The sequence below is a fragment of the Neorhizobium sp. T25_13 genome (genome assembly GCF_002968675.1).
Classification (GTDB): domain Bacteria; phylum Pseudomonadota; class Alphaproteobacteria; order Rhizobiales; family Rhizobiaceae; genus Neorhizobium; species Neorhizobium tomejilense.
In genome coordinates, this window is the sequence record NZ_PVBI01000004.1 from 42,563 (window position 1) to 58,118 (window position 15,556).

Annotated in this window: 20 protein-coding genes; 9 read left to right on the plus strand and 11 right to left on the minus strand. The window is 61.6% G+C overall.

Features of this window, described 5'->3' with window-relative positions; genetic code table 11:
- The first annotated feature begins 23 nt into the window (after positions 1-23).
- Positions 24-416: a MerR family DNA-binding transcriptional regulator gene (locus C5J22_RS10390; RefSeq protein WP_037082306.1), complete on the plus strand. Its 393-nt coding sequence runs from the start codon at positions 24-26 to the stop codon at positions 414-416.
- A 15-nt stretch (positions 417-431) separates the two neighbouring features.
- Here the strand turns inward: C5J22_RS10390 and C5J22_RS10395 are convergent, their stop codons facing one another.
- Both C5J22_RS10395 and C5J22_RS10400 read right to left on the minus strand, forming a co-directional pair.
- Complete coding sequence (locus tag C5J22_RS10395; RefSeq protein ID WP_105438183.1) at positions 432-1,418, minus strand: DUF1624 domain-containing protein; 987 nt, start codon at positions 1,416-1,418, stop codon at positions 432-434.
- A gap of 23 nt (positions 1,419-1,441) precedes the next feature.
- Entirely contained in the window at positions 1,442-2,140 is a 699-nt protein-coding gene (locus C5J22_RS10400) for a DUF599 domain-containing protein (protein ID WP_105404875.1), read from the minus strand.
- 114 nt (positions 2,141-2,254) lie between these two features.
- Here C5J22_RS10400 and C5J22_RS31115 point away from each other — a divergent pair, with 114 nt between their 5' ends.
- The 3 genes from C5J22_RS31115 (at position 2,255) to C5J22_RS10410 (ending at position 4,577) form a co-directional block, all read left to right on the plus strand.
- The gene (locus tag C5J22_RS31115) at positions 2,255-2,485 is read left to right on the plus strand and encodes a hypothetical protein (RefSeq protein WP_172724333.1); all 231 of its coding nucleotides are present in this window, start codon (positions 2,255-2,257) and stop codon (positions 2,483-2,485) included.
- Positions 2,486-2,669: 184 nt separating this feature from the next.
- Positions 2,670-4,070, plus strand: a complete 1,401-nt coding sequence (locus C5J22_RS10405) for an L-serine ammonia-lyase (RefSeq protein ID WP_105438495.1) — start codon at positions 2,670-2,672, stop codon at positions 4,068-4,070.
- A 69-nt stretch (positions 4,071-4,139) separates the two neighbouring features.
- Entirely contained in the window at positions 4,140-4,577 is a 438-nt protein-coding gene (locus C5J22_RS10410; RefSeq protein WP_046636189.1) for a DUF1489 family protein, read from the plus strand.
- A 15-nt stretch (positions 4,578-4,592) separates the two neighbouring features.
- On the opposite strand, the gene C5J22_RS10415 is transcribed toward C5J22_RS10410, so the two are convergent.
- From C5J22_RS10415 to C5J22_RS10440, 6 genes are all read right to left on the minus strand, one after another.
- Entirely contained in the window at positions 4,593-4,862 is a 270-nt protein-coding gene (locus C5J22_RS10415) for a hypothetical protein (RefSeq protein ID WP_046640241.1), read from the minus strand.
- An 84-nt stretch (positions 4,863-4,946) separates the two neighbouring features.
- Positions 4,947-6,467, minus strand: coding sequence for a D-alanyl-D-alanine carboxypeptidase (locus C5J22_RS10420; protein ID WP_371412591.1), 1,521 nt, complete (start codon positions 6,465-6,467; stop codon positions 4,947-4,949).
- Between the two features lie 190 nt (positions 6,468-6,657).
- On the minus strand, positions 6,658-7,392 hold the full coding sequence (locus tag C5J22_RS10425) for a hypothetical protein (protein WP_105438185.1): 735 nt from the start codon (positions 7,390-7,392) through the stop codon (positions 6,658-6,660).
- Between the two features lie 227 nt (positions 7,393-7,619).
- On the minus strand, positions 7,620-8,231 hold the full coding sequence (locus C5J22_RS10430) for a transglutaminase-like cysteine peptidase (protein WP_105438186.1): 612 nt from the start codon (positions 8,229-8,231) through the stop codon (positions 7,620-7,622).
- Between the two features lie 543 nt (positions 8,232-8,774).
- A complete protein-coding gene (locus tag C5J22_RS10435) occupies positions 8,775-9,386 on the minus strand; it encodes a PilZ domain-containing protein (RefSeq protein ID WP_046666919.1) in 612 nt (203 codons plus the stop codon).
- A gap of 112 nt (positions 9,387-9,498) precedes the next feature.
- Positions 9,499-10,080 (minus strand): PAS domain-containing protein, encoded by a 582-nt coding sequence (locus C5J22_RS10440; RefSeq protein WP_105438187.1) that lies wholly within the window; start codon positions 10,078-10,080, stop codon positions 9,499-9,501.
- A 220-nt stretch (positions 10,081-10,300) separates the two neighbouring features.
- Between C5J22_RS10440 and C5J22_RS10445 the strand changes: the two genes are divergently transcribed.
- Together C5J22_RS10445 and C5J22_RS10450 are read left to right on the plus strand one after the other, a co-directional pair.
- Positions 10,301-11,059, plus strand: a complete 759-nt coding sequence (locus C5J22_RS10445; RefSeq protein ID WP_105438188.1) for a rhomboid family intramembrane serine protease — start codon at positions 10,301-10,303, stop codon at positions 11,057-11,059.
- Positions 11,060-11,188: 129 nt separating this feature from the next.
- A complete protein-coding gene (locus C5J22_RS10450) occupies positions 11,189-11,623 on the plus strand; it encodes a CBS domain-containing protein (protein WP_105424449.1) in 435 nt (144 codons plus the stop codon).
- Between the two features lie 62 nt (positions 11,624-11,685).
- Here C5J22_RS10450 and C5J22_RS10455 read toward each other — a convergent pair whose 3' ends face one another.
- The 3 genes from C5J22_RS10455 to folE all read right to left on the minus strand — a co-directional run bounded on the left by C5J22_RS10455 (position 11,686) and on the right by folE (position 13,857).
- A complete protein-coding gene (locus C5J22_RS10455) occupies positions 11,686-12,645 on the minus strand; it encodes a patatin-like phospholipase family protein (protein ID WP_105404866.1) in 960 nt (319 codons plus the stop codon).
- Positions 12,646-12,752: 107 nt separating this feature from the next.
- Positions 12,753-13,214, minus strand: a complete 462-nt coding sequence (hisI, locus tag C5J22_RS10460; RefSeq protein ID WP_105415861.1) for a phosphoribosyl-AMP cyclohydrolase — start codon at positions 13,212-13,214, stop codon at positions 12,753-12,755.
- A 28-nt stretch (positions 13,215-13,242) separates the two neighbouring features.
- Positions 13,243-13,857: a GTP cyclohydrolase I FolE gene (gene folE / locus C5J22_RS10465; protein WP_105415859.1), complete on the minus strand. Its 615-nt coding sequence runs from the start codon at positions 13,855-13,857 to the stop codon at positions 13,243-13,245.
- A gap of 286 nt (positions 13,858-14,143) precedes the next feature.
- Between folE and C5J22_RS10470 the strand changes: the two genes are divergently transcribed.
- Genes C5J22_RS10470 through C5J22_RS10480 form a run of 3 tightly spaced genes read left to right on the plus strand, consistent with a single transcriptional unit; the run spans position 14,144 to position 15,507 of the window.
- Entirely contained in the window at positions 14,144-14,593 is a 450-nt protein-coding gene (locus C5J22_RS10470; RefSeq protein WP_172746591.1) for an iron-sulfur cluster assembly scaffold protein, read from the plus strand.
- 4 nt (positions 14,594-14,597) lie between these two features.
- Positions 14,598-14,975, plus strand: coding sequence for a membrane protein insertion efficiency factor YidD (yidD, locus tag C5J22_RS10475; protein ID WP_105404862.1), 378 nt, complete (start codon positions 14,598-14,600; stop codon positions 14,973-14,975).
- Positions 14,976-14,982: 7 nt separating this feature from the next.
- Entirely contained in the window at positions 14,983-15,507 is a 525-nt protein-coding gene (locus C5J22_RS10480; protein ID WP_105438190.1) for a DUF1697 domain-containing protein, read from the plus strand.
- Positions 15,508-15,556 lie beyond the last annotated feature (49 nt).

Genomic DNA, 15,556 nt, shown 5'->3' on the forward strand with positions numbered 1-15,556 from the left:
GTTTGGCTGACGAGTAGCAGGACATGATCGTGAACAAGTATTATAGCATTACGGAGCTGACGCGTGAATTCGGGGTATCGACCCGCACGCTGCGCTTCTACGAGGATGAGGGTCTCATCCACCCCGAACGCCGGGGTCGTACGCGGCTTTTCCGGGCAACGGATCGGCGGCTGATCCAGGAAATCCTGCGCGGCCGCCGGATCGGCTTCACGATCGCCGAGATCCGCGAAATCATCCAGGTCTACAAGGAGCCGCCGGGAGAGCTGGGACAGCTCAAGCTGTTGATGACGCGCCTCGACGAGAAGCGCAACGACCTGCGCCAGAAGCGCAAGGATATCGACGACACGCTGAGCGAACTCGACAATGTCGAGGAAGCCTGCCTGACCCGACTTGCCGAAATCGGCGTCGGGACCTGATTTCCCACAATCTGGCTATTGCGCTTCGATCGAGCATTGTTCGGCGAGCGACTGCACCCTTTCGTCCTGCGCGGCGATGGCGCCGGACTGCAGCGGTGTCATCAGCGACTGCGCGATCAGCTTGTCGGCGGTGCAGCCGCAGAACTTCTGGCAGAGGCCGGCGTCGTTGCCCTGGCCCGTGCAGCCCGCCTCGCAACTTCTGACATAGCCGACCCGCGGATCCGGCGGCGGGGCGGGATGCACCAGCGAGAAGAGATAGACCAGCGCGATCAGCACCGGCTGGTGGACGAGATAGACGATCAGGCTGTGGCGACCGGCCTTCGAGAGAAGGTTCTGCCGCGTCTGGACCGCTGCGAGCTTCGGAAGCCAGTTTTTCGATAGCGCCAGCCGCGTAACGGCCACCCCGGCCAGAAGTGCCGCGATCCAGGGAAACAGCGGCACATAGTCGTTCGAACGCGGCGGGATTTCCGCAAAACCGAGCCAGCTCAGGTAACGGGCGTTGAATAAAGCCCCGTCCAACGCGCCGGGGAAAAGACTGTAGTCGACGATCATAGCTGCCGCGATGAGGACGACGACGGCACCCGTCAACAACGGCGGCAGGCGCAGGAAGGCGAGGCCGATCAGGCTCGACAGCGCGATATTGTGCAGGATGCCGAAATAGATCCATTCGCTCGGAAAGGCGATCAGGGTCGCGATGCTGATCGCGAGTGCAGCACCTGCGACCATCGCAAAACGCTTCCAGAAGGGCTCCCAGCGGATCTTCGGGAAATGCGCGAGGACGAGGCTGACGCCCGCCAGGAACAGGAACGAGCTGGCGATCGAGCGGGCGTAGACCTTGAAGAACCCTTGGGTCGCCGTGCCGGGATCGACATAGCCGAAAAACTCGAGATCCCAGGTGAAGTGATAGGTCGCCATGGCGATGAGAGCGACGCCGCGCAGCGTATCGATCAGCGTGATGCGGGGTCTGCGCAGGGAGGGATTTTCGGTTTCGGCAACGGTCACTGCTTGTCTTTCCGGATCAGATCTCAGGGCGTCCCACGGTCCATGATCGCCAGCCGGGCCTCGGAGAAATACTGGCGGCGGGTGAGCACGACAATCACGACGACGGTCATCGCGATGAACATATAGGGCCCGATGAACCAACCGAGATAGCCGATCGACAAAAACAGCGCGCGCAGGCCGGAATTGAAGTGACCGGCCGCGATCGTGTTCATCCGCACCACCTGATCGGCCGCCCGCTCGGCGGCTGCCCGGTCGGCATGGGTGTCGTGCAGCATCGGCAGGGCGCCGAAGAGAATGGTGCAGTAGTTGAACAGCCGGTAGGACCAGCCGAATTTGAAGAAGGAATAGCCGAACAGGAAGGTGAGGCCGGCCACCTTGAGTTCAAAGGCGGTGCGGCCGCCGTAAGCGACGAAGGGCAGATCGCGGAAGACCGCTTCCACCTGTTCGGTGGCGCCCAGCAGCGCGAAACAGCCGCCGATCGCAAAGATAGACGTCGAGGCGAAGAAGGCGGTGCCGTTCTGCAGACCCGCCAAGATCTGGGTGTCGATCATCTTCAGGTCGCGGCGGAGCGAGTTGTAGATCCAGTCCTTCCGCCGTTCGGCCATCGCCCGGTTGAGGCTGGCGCGCGGAAACAGCCGCGAGCCGGCGCCGGCGGTTATCCAGGAATAAAGGGCCCAAAGCACGGCAAAGAGGGCAAGCGCAACATAATCAGCGTTCGTCATAGGCCTCACCGTCGGAATCGGTCTTGATCCGTTCCGTCATGCTTTGTTTCGGTTTCGGCGGCAAGCCTCCTGCATCGGCAAGGGAACTATTTGGGGCAGGCAGGCGTTGCGAACATGACCAGCCTGGAGTTCCGCCATGTTTCCGCCATTTTTGGATTGCGCAGGCGGCGGGATTTTAATAGACCATTAGCCATGACGACCCGGAGCGGACGTTTATCAATGCGGCAAGAACCTGGAGACGACATGGAAGATACCGTTCAGAAGTCCTGCTGGGGCGTGACCTTCAAGGCGCTGGTAGGATTTGCAGGTGCCTTGGCCCTCGCATATCTTTTCGGCGCTATCTGACCGTCTCAGTGAAATTCCGGAATTTCGGTCCTCGGCGTGGTATTCGTACCGCGCCGTTTCTATTTTAAGGCCATGTCGCGGCCGGCTCACCGGATGTCGGGCAACCGCCAAGCCACGGCGACAGTCTGACATAGGTTTGGCTGATATAGACTTGGCCATCCCTCGTATCACCGCACGGATTCTCATGTTCCTGTCCGTTTTCGACGTTTTCAAGATTGGTATCGGTCCGTCGAGCTCCCACACGATGGGACCGATGTCGGCAGCCAACCGCTTCCTGGAGCTCATCCTGTCCAACGATTGGCCGCGGCCGACCGGGGCGCATGTCGCAGCGCTGAAGGTGAGCCTGCATGGGTCGCTTGCGTTCACCGGGATCGGTCACGGGACGGGCAGGGCGGTGATATTAGGCCTGGTCGGCGAGGAGCCGCACGCCGTCGATCCCGACAGGATGGACGAGATCATCGGCGAAGTGGAACGCAGCGGCCGCGTCACGCCGCCCGGCCATCCGGCTTACGAGTTCCAGCCGAAGACCGACCTGATCTTCGACAAGAAGCAGCCGTTGCCGGGCCATGCTAACGGCATGAGTTTTTCCGCCTTCGACCGCGACGGCCGGCTTCTCCTGAAGCGGATCTACTATTCGATCGGCGGCGGGTTCGTGGTGACGGACACCGAGCTGGAAGCGATGCGTACGCCTAAGAAATCGGCAGGTGATGCGCGCATTCCGTATCCCTTCGCCTCCGCCCGGCAAATGCTCGACATGGCGCGCGGTTCGGGCCTGACGATCGCCCAGATGAAGCGTGCCAACGAAGAAACCAAAATGAGCTCCACCGAACTCGATGCCGGTCTCGACCGCATTTGGGAAGCGATGTCGAGCTGTATCGACCGCGGCCTCAAGGTCGACGGGATCATGCCCGGCGGGCTGAAGGTGAAGCGTCGGGCGAAGTCGATCCACGACAAGCTGAACGAGGAATGGCGCAGCAACCGGCTGAACCCGCTGCTCGCCAACGACTGGCTGAGTGTCTATGCCATGGCCGTCAACGAGGAGAATGCCGGCGGCGGACGGGTGGTCACGGCACCAACCAACGGCGCGGCGGGAGTCATTCCGGCGACGGTACGCTATTACCTGCATTTCCATGAGGACGCGACCCAGGCCGACGTCCACAACTTCCTGCTGACGGCGGCCGCAATCGGCGGCATCATCAAGCACAATGCCTCGATCTCAGGCGCCGAAGTCGGCTGTCAGGGCGAAGTGGGCTCGGCTGCCGCCATGGCCGCGGCAGGGCTTGCGGCCGTCATGGGCGGCTCGCCGGAGCAGATCGAGAATGCCGCCGAGATCGCGCTGGAACACCATCTCGGCATGACCTGCGACCCGATCGCCGGTCTCGTGCAGGTGCCCTGCATCGAACGCAATGCGCTCGGGGCCGTCAAGGCGGTCACGGCCGCCTCGCTCGCCATCAAGGGCGACGGGACGCATTTCGTGCCGCTCGACGCCTGTATCGAGACGATGCGCCAGACCGGCAACGACATGAGCGAGAAATACAAGGAGACGTCCACGGGCGGCCTTGCGGTCAACGTCGTCGAGTGTTGAACCGTCCCCGCTGTGGAGTGAACCGAGCAAACGCTTGACCTCACGTGCGGATGGGTCTTCAACCAAACCATGGCTCTACATCTCATCAAACTCTGCGTCGGCGCCGATTCGATCCAGGATCTCCAGGACTGGGTCGCCGAGCGGTCGCTTAATGCGATGGCTGCCGGCCTTGAGCCGCACAGCATCCATACGACCCGCATGGCGCCGAAGCGCATGGAGGAACTGCTTGACGACGGATCGCTCTACTGGGTGATCAAGGGGCAGGTGATGGCGCGGCAGAAGCTGCTCGATATCCGCACGGTTACCGGCGGCGACGGCATCCAGCGCTGCCAGCTGGTGCTTGGGCCCGAGGTTATCGAGACCGCGCCGCAGCCGAAACGGCCTTTCCAGGGATGGCGGTATCTGAAAAGCGAAGAAGCGCCGCGCGACCTCGGCAAACTGGGCGAGGACGTGGCGGCGCTTCCGGAAGATCTGCGGCGGGAACTCGCCGAACTTGGACTTCTGTAGCGGCTGATCTTGCGATCAGCGAAGCCTGATGCGGACCGGTGCACGGCCGGCGCGTATGCCGATATGCAGGTGGACATTGGCTTCCGGCTGGGAATGCCGCCAGGCGCGGGCACCGTGGCTGAGCAGCATGGCGACCAGGTCGCGGGTCTTTTCCTTGGAACGGTTCAAGCCGAGACCGGCAAGCCGCATGGCCGCCTCGTGAAGCGGGTTGAGGGCGACGCCCTTCGCTCTGGACTTCTGAGCCGGCTTGAAGGCCAGTTCTGCGCTGTTTTCATTCATTGCCATCGGAAACCCCGTCTACTCGTTACTCTCGAGATCCCTCCGCGCCGAACTCCCGGCGCGGGTATTTTCCTTGATCGCCGGCGACGCTCACTGAAGCGACGCCCAGCAGCTGATGCCCTTCTTCTTCAACAGGTTGCAGGCATCGATGGCCGTCTTCTGGTCGTCGAAGCCGCCGAAGCGGGCGCGGTAGATCTGTTCGCCATTGTTGCTGAAGGCGACAGTGAAGGGTTTGGCGGAACGCAATACCTTGCCGCCTTTATCCTGCGCATTCTGCAGGAGATTCTGAGCTTGTTTCTGGTTCGGCGAGGCGCCGATCTGAATGACCCAGCCGTTCGCCGCCATCGACGCCTCGGAGGAGGGCTTTGCGGATGCCGCGGAGGCAGAGGCCTTGGTAGAAGCGGTCGTCACTTCATCGACGGCCGAGCGGCTCGTCCGGTGCGCCACGGCCACTTCGGTCTTGGCCGGCATGTATTCCGGAGCCGGCGTCGGGACGGCGGAGGCGCCGGCCATGGCCGAGCTCATCGCCTGGGTGATGACCTTCTTCTGTTCCGGTTCCGCGGCATAGGCCGATGCGGCGGGAGCCATGGCTGCGGCCTGCTGCTCGGCATAGCGGGCGCCCGGCAACGGGCCGCTCGGCGGCAGGTCGAGGGCGGCCATCTGGCGTGCGTCGGACTGGGACGCAGCGACCGGCGAAGCGGACCTGACCGGCGCAGAGGGAGCGGGCGCAGCCGGGGCCACCTGGGCGATCAGGTTGTTGTTGCCGCCGCGAGATGCCTCCGGAAGATATTCCGCGACCAGCTTGCGCATCGTTGCGTCACGGGCAGCACTGGAGCGGCCACCGAGCACGACGGCGACGATCGAACGTCCATCGAGCTGGGCCGAGGTAGCAAGATTGCTGCCGGCGGCGCGGGTGTAGCCGGTCTTGATGCCGTCGACGCCCTTGACGTTGCCGACCAGGCGATTGTGATTGCCGATCGTCTGCTTGCCGAAATTGAAGCTGCGGATCGCGAAGTAACCGTAATATTGCGGGAAGTGCTGACGCAGGGCCATGCCGAGACGCGCCTGATCGCGCGCCGTCGTCATCTGCGCGGTATTCGGCAGGCCGTTGGCGTTGCGATAGGTGGTACGGGTCATGCCGAGCGCACGCGCCTTGCCGGTCATCAACGATGCAAAGCGCTCTTCGGAGCCGCCGATGAATTCACCGAGAGCGGTGGCAATGTCGTTGGCGGAGCGAGTGACCAGTGCGCGGATGGCCTGGTCGACCGAGACCGAGCCGCCGGCGCGAACGCCGAGCTTGGAGGGCGGCTCGGATGCAGCATGAGCCGAGACCGGGACTTGCGTGTCGAGGCTGATCCGGCCGGCTTCAAGCGCTTCGAAAGTCAGGTAGAGCGTCATCATCTTGGTGAGCGACGCGGGGTAACGCAGACCATCCGGATCCTCGGAATAGAGAACCTTGCCGGTCTTGGCGTCGACGACGATACCGGCATATTTCGGACCTGCGGCAGCCGGCGTCGAAAACATCGAAATCGCCACAGCCAATGTGAAGAGAAACCCGAGGAAACGTCCCGGAACCGTCGCATCACCCTTCGAAGGGAATGCAGAGAACATTTTTTTCGACACTGCCGCACTCATCGCTTGCATCACATCAGTCATATCCGGACGCGCCCCCGCCACGACCGTTACCCGTCAATCTAGGGGATTAGCGTTACCAAGAGGTTTATGATGAACAGCAGCTTGCTTCGATATACTGCATTTTAGACATCAACTTGGGGCTTGGACCCGACCCGTCCGCGGCGGCTTATTTCGCCAGCCGGTTTTCGACAAAGAGGCGAACTGCGGCATCAATATGTTGCCAATCCCTCAAAAGCGCACTGGAGAAGCGATAAAGTATCGTCAGGTCCTGCCCGATGTGGATATCCCGCTGGCAGTCGCCGCTGGTCGCCCTCTCGCCGGCAGCCGGCAGCACGCAGCGAACGACGTAGTCCGGCGCGCCGGCGACCCGCCCTGTCAGGACGATCTCGTTGCCATAGCCCGAGTCGGCGCGCAGCCGGTGAAGCGTCAATCCGAAGGCCGCCTGCTGCGGCGCGCCGTCGAACAGTTTTGAGTATATCGGCTCCAGCCGGCCAGACATGTCGCGAGACATGGTGCTCTGGGATAATTGCAGGAAAATCAATGAGGAAGACTGGCCGACATCATCGAAGCGAGACCGCAGGCCGGCACTGTAACCTTCGAGTTCCGGCCAAGTGAGATAGAGGTCGACGCGCTCGGTGATACCGGCCCGGCGCTGGTCGCGGAAGCGGATAGTGTTGGCCGGAAGCTTGAGCTTGTCCTGGCCGATCCGGATCAGGAACTCTTCGGTACTGTCGGTATGGCCGGCAAGCGCGATACGCTGGCCGAACCAATGACCGCTGATGCTGATCGCCGCCGTCAACAGAGCAAGGACGGCGATGACGACAGTCAGCCGATAGACGAAGCGATTGGAGAGGAGCGGTGTTTCTTCTGCAGCCGAGAGGTTCCGGGCCGGACCTGCCATGACGTGCGCTCCATGTTCTCGTTCGAGAGGGGATTCGCCAGCGCCGGAACGGGACAGGAATACGGGAAGAGGCCAGGCGATTTGGCCGCAGTCTGGATCGTTATGATTAACGCTTCGTAAAGCAGATCAAGTCCGGGACAGTTCGGGCGATCGCCTGCAGAGGTGCGATCGTGCCCATTGACCGCGGCTCGGGTCGCCGCGGTCTCCCGCCGATAGGAGAGGTGGGATTACTGGCCGACCGAGCCGACGGCGGTGGCGCGACCGTCCTGCAGCTTGACCCAGCGGGCGGGATCGTCGTTCGCCTGGCGCTTCAGGAAGGTATATTCGGTATCCGACCAGACCATGACCTTGTTGCGCATGTTGTCGAGCACGAAGTCGCCGCGATCGGTGCGGACCGTCAGGACCGCGTGACCTTCGCCATTCGGCTGCAGGACGACGGTAATCAGCAGGTCGGACGGCGAAAAGCCCTTCGAGATCAGCATCTTCCGCTTCAGAAGCACGAAGTCCTCGCAATCGCCGACGGTGCGGGGATAGGCCCAGCGCTCTTCGACACCGTAGATGGCCTGATCGGTCATCGGCGTGATCGAGGAATTGACCGTGTAGTTGATGTCCAGAAGCGTGCGCCACTTGTCTTCGGTTAGCGCCAGCGGGCCGGCGTCCTTGTAGGTCGCGGCGCATTCGCTGACATAGGTCTTGCAAAACTCGTAATGGCCGAGCGGCGGATTGGCCTGGCCGAGAACCCGCACGGAGCCGCCCGGCATGCCGAACGAACTTCCGGCGGTAAAGAGTGCGACGGCGGCGGTGATGGCGGCGAGGCCCAGTCCCTTGCTGCACTTCATTTTTATGTCTCCCCGTTGTGGGAAGAACACTGCCAGACAGGGTTTGATCGACTGGAAAATCTCGCAGTAAAATCAATATCTTATTTGAATTCAATTCGTCTAAAACATAGCTCAAATGCAGCTCGAAATTTCATAAAATTCGAGGCAAATTTGCCATTGGTTTTCATAATATGCGCTCTGCCGGCGACGGCCGGCATTGCCGCTTTCCCGCTATCCGCCTGTAATTCAAGCACTTCTTGCGAAGGGCTGGAGCAGCCGCCGGAGCGTCGACAACCCGGAAATGGCGGCGGTTGGTTGTGTTGGAGCAGGAAAGGAAAGGGCGGAGTGAGGGTGCACCACAGTCGAATCGGGCTCGCCGAGGTCGATTCCCGGCCTCAAAAAAAGTGCCGAAAGGGGACATTTTTTTGAAAGAAAGCCCCTTTTCGGCACAAGCCGCCGGCTTTTCCCGGCCTGTCCAGCAACGAAACGGGACGGCTGGCGGAGGCGGACAACAAAAAAGCGCCCCGAACGGGACGCTTCCGGATGGCGATAGTAAGAATGCTTTTAGAGGAATTCGGTCAGCGTTTCGCGCGACTGGATCGAATTAAACTCGATCGCTACGCCTTCCATGAAGTGGCGCACGACGCGGCCGCGCATGTTGCCGAGCCGGACGGGCGTCCCGAGCGCCGGGCGGATATCGATATCGACGGCCGCGCCGGACAGCGAAAGGTCCACGATGCGGCAGGCATAACGCCGGCCGTCGTCGAGCGTGATCTCCGTGCGGGTAATGCGCGGCGCCAGGCGATCATGGCGGCGATCTTCCGGCAGGCCGAGTTCATGCTTGTTGGCGATCCAGGTCAGCTGGGCGGCCAGTTTCTCGCGTTTGCGGTCCGTCGCGTTGATCGACATCACGAAGCCGGTGTCCGACACACTGACGACCATGCCTTCCAGCCGGCCGATATGCTCTAGATAGGCAATCACGCGTTCGCCGACGAGAGGGCGACCGACGCAGGCAAAACTGACGTCGCCCGGCGACATGTCTACGACGTTGCAGGGAAATTCCTCATGCGTCGCCAGCATCAGCCGTCCTGGAATATTGACGGATACGCGCTGAAAGGAACGCTGTGCGGGAACGCTGGGTGTAGATGGAGTATGAGCCGGCTGAAATGAATACATTTGAGAGAGCTTTTCTCTTCTAAGTCTATCGTTAAGAGTATTAGCGCGCCTCGGTTAACAGAAGGTTTTGGAAGGCGCTGCCGCTGCTACCTGCCGCGACCGGCATTCGCTCTCATGAGGGAGGGCGGTCGGACGGAAGCCGAGCTGGCGTGTTGCGGAAAATCCCGCGATCGCCCGTGACCGGTACGCCGAAATGCGAACCGCTGCCAGTCAGGAACGTCCAGTTCTCGAGCGTCAGGAACGTGGCCGGCGTCGCCGTTACGGGATAGGGAGAGAGCCGGGGCAAGAGGGCGCCGAAGATGCGGTCGCTCGCCGCCGTCTCCATCGAACGGATTGGCAGAAGCAACATCTCATAGGCATGGCGGATGTGGCCATTCGAGGCGAGGACGTCCAGAAGCGCCGGCTGTTGCGAGTGAATGACGTTGTGGGCGATTTCCACCGGCTGCCGGTGGTCGGTTTCCGGCCAGACATCCGCAAAAGCCTGGCCCCGGAATTCACGGTCGAACAGGTCGCAGATGCGGGTACCAGCTAGGCGGAATACCAGCGTGCCGGCAGGGTCCATGGCAGCCATGAAAAGATGCGGAAGAAGATGACGCAAGGCGGCTGGATCGATCTCGGTCTTGAGGGGAACTGCCCCGTCGTGCTTGAGATTGATCCAGTAGTCGAAGATCGCCCGGCTGGCCTGGTTGCGCATTCATCTTACCTGTTGCATTTCGAGACAGATCGCGCTTCATGCGCGGCTGGTCCTTCTTCAGCAGCGAAATCCGTGCCACGGCAAAGGGGTCATGGTTAACGATCCATGATCTGCCGATGCGCTGGCGTTACTGTGATCCCGGTATGCTTTCATTTGAACGGCCGCTCCTATATGGCTGTCGGCCATTCCGCCGGGGAATGAGAAGACGGAAGGGACTGGCATGAACGACGGGCCGGATATAGCAAACGAGCAGCCCGAGGCGGATGACGACGCCGAGCGCTCGCAGCCGATTTTCAATCTTCCGCGGAGCCTTGTCGTGACGCTGGCTCTACTTGCGGTCATCTACATCGTGCAGGATTATGTGCTGGACGAGGATACGCGCGCCTACATGGTCGTCAATCTGGCGTTCACGCCGTTGCGTTACGTCTATCCGCTCGGCGAGCAGGGTTTTGCATGGGCGTGGACACCGGTCACCTACTCGCTTCTGCACGGCGGCATCGAACACATCCTCTTCAACGCGCTTTGGCTGATGGCCTTCGGGACGCCGGTCGTGAGACGGATCGGCACCCTGCGCTACGTGATCTTCTGGATACTCTCAGCGGTGGCCGCCGCCTTCTTCCACGCCGCGCTCAACTGGGGCAACGAGACGCTGCTGATCGGCGCGTCGGGGGTCGTCTCGGCGCTGATGGGAGCCGCCTGCCGTTTCGCCTTCCCGGAACGTCGGGGCTATGACCGCACCCACGGCCATCTTTATCCGCGTCAGTCGATCCTCGGCTCCTTCCGCAACCGCACCGTGGTGATCTTCACTGCCATGTGGTTCGCCGGTAACCTGCTGATCGCCTTCGGGGTGACACTGTTCGGCGCGGATATGGGACCGATCGCCTGGGACGCGCATATCGGCGGCTTTCTCTTCGGCTTCCTGCTGTTCGGGCTTTTCGATCCCCTGCCACGCCGCGTCATGCCGCTCGCACGTCCTTGATCTCTTTCTTGATCTCTTTCCCGCCTCGCTCTACACTTCCGCATACGTGCAGGGACGGTTCCTCCACCCAGGCGCTTTGCTTTCGGGAACGGACAATGTCCAAGCCGAACTGGTTGCGAGGAGAGAGCCATGGCAATAGTCGTCAAGAACATGCTGGATGCAAAGGGGCGTGACGTGGTGACCGTCGGTCCCGACAAAACGCTGCTCGAAGTCGCCGGTATCCTCAACGACAAGAAGATCGGTGCCGTGGTGGTGATCGGCATGGAAGGCCGCATCGCCGGCATCTTCACGGAACGCGATCTGGTGCGTGCCGTCGCCGGCAAGGGCGCCGCCGTTCTCGATCAGCCGGTCAAGTCGGCAATGACCACTTCGGTGCAGCGCTGCAAGGACGAAACGACCGTCGACGAACTGATGGGGATGATGAGCTCGGGCCGTTTCCGCCACGTGCCCGTCGAGCAGGACGGCAAGCTTGCCGGCATCATCTCGATCGGTGACGTGGTGAAGTCGCGCATCCGCGAGATCGAACTCGAGGCCGAACAGATCAAGGCCTATATCGCCGGCTGATTTTGGCCGGGCCTCGCCGAAAGGCGAGGCTCTTTACATATGTGGCGAGGCGAATTGCCCGCTCAGCGAGCGAAAACTTCCTGCATGCGCTTCAGTGCCGAGATCTGCGCCATCGTCTCCGTATAGCCGCGGTCGATCGCTTCGCCGGCGCGGTGGAACTCCGACAGTCCGATATCGGCAAGACGCGGATGCAGCGCCAGATCCGGCGGATCGCCCGCAAGCCGCGCCCGCGAGATGCGTTCCTGGATGATGTTGAAAGCCTGCACCATGGTGCCGGTCAGACCGACGCGGACATCCTCGGGTTTCTTGCGGCCGTCATCGATCGGCTGGACGCTGGCATTGTGCTTGACGACAGCCGACCGGCCAAAAATCTCGTAGTTCAGGTTGACGGCGACCACGAGTGGCTGCTCATAGGCGCGGCATACGGAGGTCGGCACCGGATTGACGAGCGCGCCATCGACGAGCGTGCGGTTGTTGCATTTCACCGGTTCAAAAATGCCCGGCAGGGCGTAGGAAGCGCGAAGCCCGGTGATCAGCGAGCCGCTGGAGATCCACACTTCATGGCCGGTGTGAAGTTCGGTCGCAACCGAAACGAAGGGGCGGTCGAGTTCCTCGATCGACAGGCCTTCGAGATGTTCCTGCATCCGTTTGGTCAACCGCATGCCGCCGAGAAGGCCGCCGCCGCCGATCGTCAGATCGAGCAGGCCGGCGATGCGGCGCATGGTGAGCGAGCGGGCGAAAGTTTCGAGTTCGTCGAGTTTGCCGGCAAGATAACATCCGCCAACCAGAGCGCCGATCGAAGTACCGGCAATCATGCCGACCTCGATCCCGGCTTCGTCAAGCGCCCTGAGCACGCCGATATGCGCCCAGCCGCGCGCGGCACCGCCGCCGAGGGCGAGGGCAAGCTTTGCTTTTTTGGGGGATTCGATGATGGGAGGAGGGGTAGGTTCGAGGATGTTCGTTTCGCCGCCGTCGGCAGGTGCCGCTTGCGGATCGTGACGGTTCCAACTCCAGTTCAGCATCGACAAACGCCCTCCACAGCTGAACAACCCCGATCTGCCGATTAGCGCACCAACAGATTTCGAAATCGTTTATTCAGTCGAGACATGCCGAAAAACGAGGCAGATCCCTAAATGGTTCCTTGATCCGAATAGACCACACCCGGGTCAAAATGACGCTGATCGTCGGTGATTTCAAGAACCGCCCGGCCATCACTTTGGGTAACAGTCCGATAGAAACAGGAGCGGCGTCCCGTGTGGCATGTGGCGTCGTGCCCAGCGACCGAGACCTTGAGCCAGACAGCGTCCTGGTCGCAATCGGTGCGCAGTTCATGGACGGTCTGGAGATTGCCGGAGGATTCGCCCTTCTTCCAGATCTTGGCACGAGAGCGGCTGTAATAGTGGGCAATGCCGGTCTCAACCGTCAGCGCCAGCGCTTCGGCATCCATATGCGCGACCATCAGCAGTTCGCCGTCACGGATATCGGTGACGACGGCAGTGACGAGACCGTTCTGATCGAAGCGGGGCGTGAAGGCGCCAGCGCCTTCGAGTTCCGTCTTGTCGGCGGAAGGCTGGTCGAAAGAAAGCGGCATGGGGAAACTCCGCCCGGGCAACCGCGTCTCAGCGGTTGCGGGCCAGCGTGAAGAAACGGGCCTGTTCGGCGGCGTTCGCCTTGAACTCGCCGGTAAACGTCGTCGTCATCGTATGCGAGCCCTGCTTCTGCACGCCGCGCATTTCCATGCACAGGTGCTCGGCCTCGATCATTATGGCGACGCCGCGCGGCTTTAAAGTTTCCTGGATCGCATTGGCGATCTGCGCCGTCAGGTTTTCCTGGGTCTGCAGGCGGCGGCCGAAGATCTCCACGACGCGGGCGATCTTCGAGAGCCCGAGGACGCGGCCGTTCGGCAGGTAGGCGACATGCGCCTTGCCGATGATCGGCAGCATGTGGTGTTCGCAATGAGAGAAGAACGGGATGTCGCGCACCAGCACGATATCGTCATAACCCGAGACTTCCTCGAAAGTGCGGCCAAGCACGTCCTCCGGCGACTGTTCGTAACCGGCAAACAGTTCGCGGTAGGAGGCGGCGACGCGCTTCGGGGTCTCGAGCAGGCCTTCGCGAGCCGGATCGTCACCTGCCCAGCGCAGCAGAACGCGCACCGCTTCTTCGGCTTCCTGCTGCGAGGGCCGGACCTGCTTCTCTTTCGAAGCCGGGAAATTCTTTACAATGGCATCCATCTATCGTCTCCTGATGCGGTTCAAGGCCGCATCCGACTGGCGTTACTCACGGACTGATCAGCCGCTGGGCACCTGCGGCTGATTTTTGGGCAATCTGGGGTTATCTGACCTTCGGCGAACATTTTTACAAGATATCCTATTCCGTTTTCGGTAGGATTTCGTGAAAACATCCTTTCTTGATGATCTCGCCCGGACATCACATATAATGGCAGGAAGCCTTTTATGGTAGCCCGCCGGACGTGACGCAGTGTTCAACGAGCGACGGCGGTTTCAAAAGCGAGCCTTGATGGACGACATCTATAACAGCAAGATCCTCGAATTCGCCGGCAATATCACCCATGCGGGCGTGTTGCCCGATGCGGATGCGAGTTCCGAAAAACATTCGAAACTGTGCGGCTCGAAGGTGCGCGTGCATCTGAAGATGGACGGCGACCGGGTTACGGATTTCGCCCATGAGGTCCGCGCCTGCGCACTCGGCCAGGCCTCGTCCTCGATCATGGCGCGGCATGTGATCGGCGCAACGACGGCCGAGATTCGCAAGGCGCGCCACGACATGCTCGCCATGCTGAAGGAAGACGGCGAGGGGCCGGACGGCCGGTTCGAGGAGATGCGTTACCTGAAGCCGGTCAAGGACTACCGAGCCCGCCATCCCTCCACCATGCTGACATTCGAGGCGGTCGTCGATGCGATCGACCAGATCGAGGCGAGGGAACGGTCCGAAGCGGCCACCGTCTGATCCGATGTGCAATGCCCCCGACTGCCAGCATTCCAGATCCGAACCGAAGGCAGGCCGCTCACGCAACTGGACCGGCCCGTTTGCCAAGACGCCCGGCCGGCTATTCGGCATGGGGCTGATCCGCCTCTACCAGCTGACCCTGTCAGGCTTCATCGGCAATTCCTGCCGGCATATTCCGACCTGTTCGGAATATGGATATGAGGCGGTCGCACGGCATGGGCTGTGGCCGGGAGGATGGATGACGTTGTTTCGGGTGGGGCGCTGCGGGCCGGGCGGTACAAGCGGCCTCGACCCGGTGCCGGAAGCACTCGAAGGGCGGCAGCATTGGTGGACGCCATGGAGATACTGGCGCCGTCATGTCAAACCGGCATCGCCTCCATGAGGAACCGATGATCACCTATGTCGCGCTGCTTCACAGCATCGTTCTCGGCAGCGGCAAGCGGGTCGTGATGGCCGACCTGCGCGCCATGGCGGAGGATCTCGGCTATCGGAATTGCCGGACCCTGGTTTCGACGGGCAATCTCGTCTTCGAAACCGGCAGGTCATCGATCGGCGATCTCGAGCAGAGACTGGAGACCGCCTTCGAGAAGCAGTTCGGCAAACACGTCGATATCATCGCAAGGACCGGTGCCGATTGGCTGAGGCTCGCGGCCGGCAATCCCTTTCCGTCGGGAGAAGGTTCCGAGGTCGGCGTGCGGGTGATGCGACAACCGCTCGACGAAAGTGTCCTCAACCTGCTCGAGCGCCACCGCGGCGAGGAGAAGATTTCCATCGTCAACGGCGATCTCTGGGTGGATTTCGGCGGCAAGGCGAGCGAGACGCGGCTGCTGTCGGCGATGACCACCAAGAAGCTCGGCATCGGCACGATCCGCAATGCCAACACCGTCGCCGGGCTTGCCGAAATGATCGGCTGAGCGGCTGCTCGCCTTTACTAAAACGCCAAAAGCATCTATCAGCCACGCC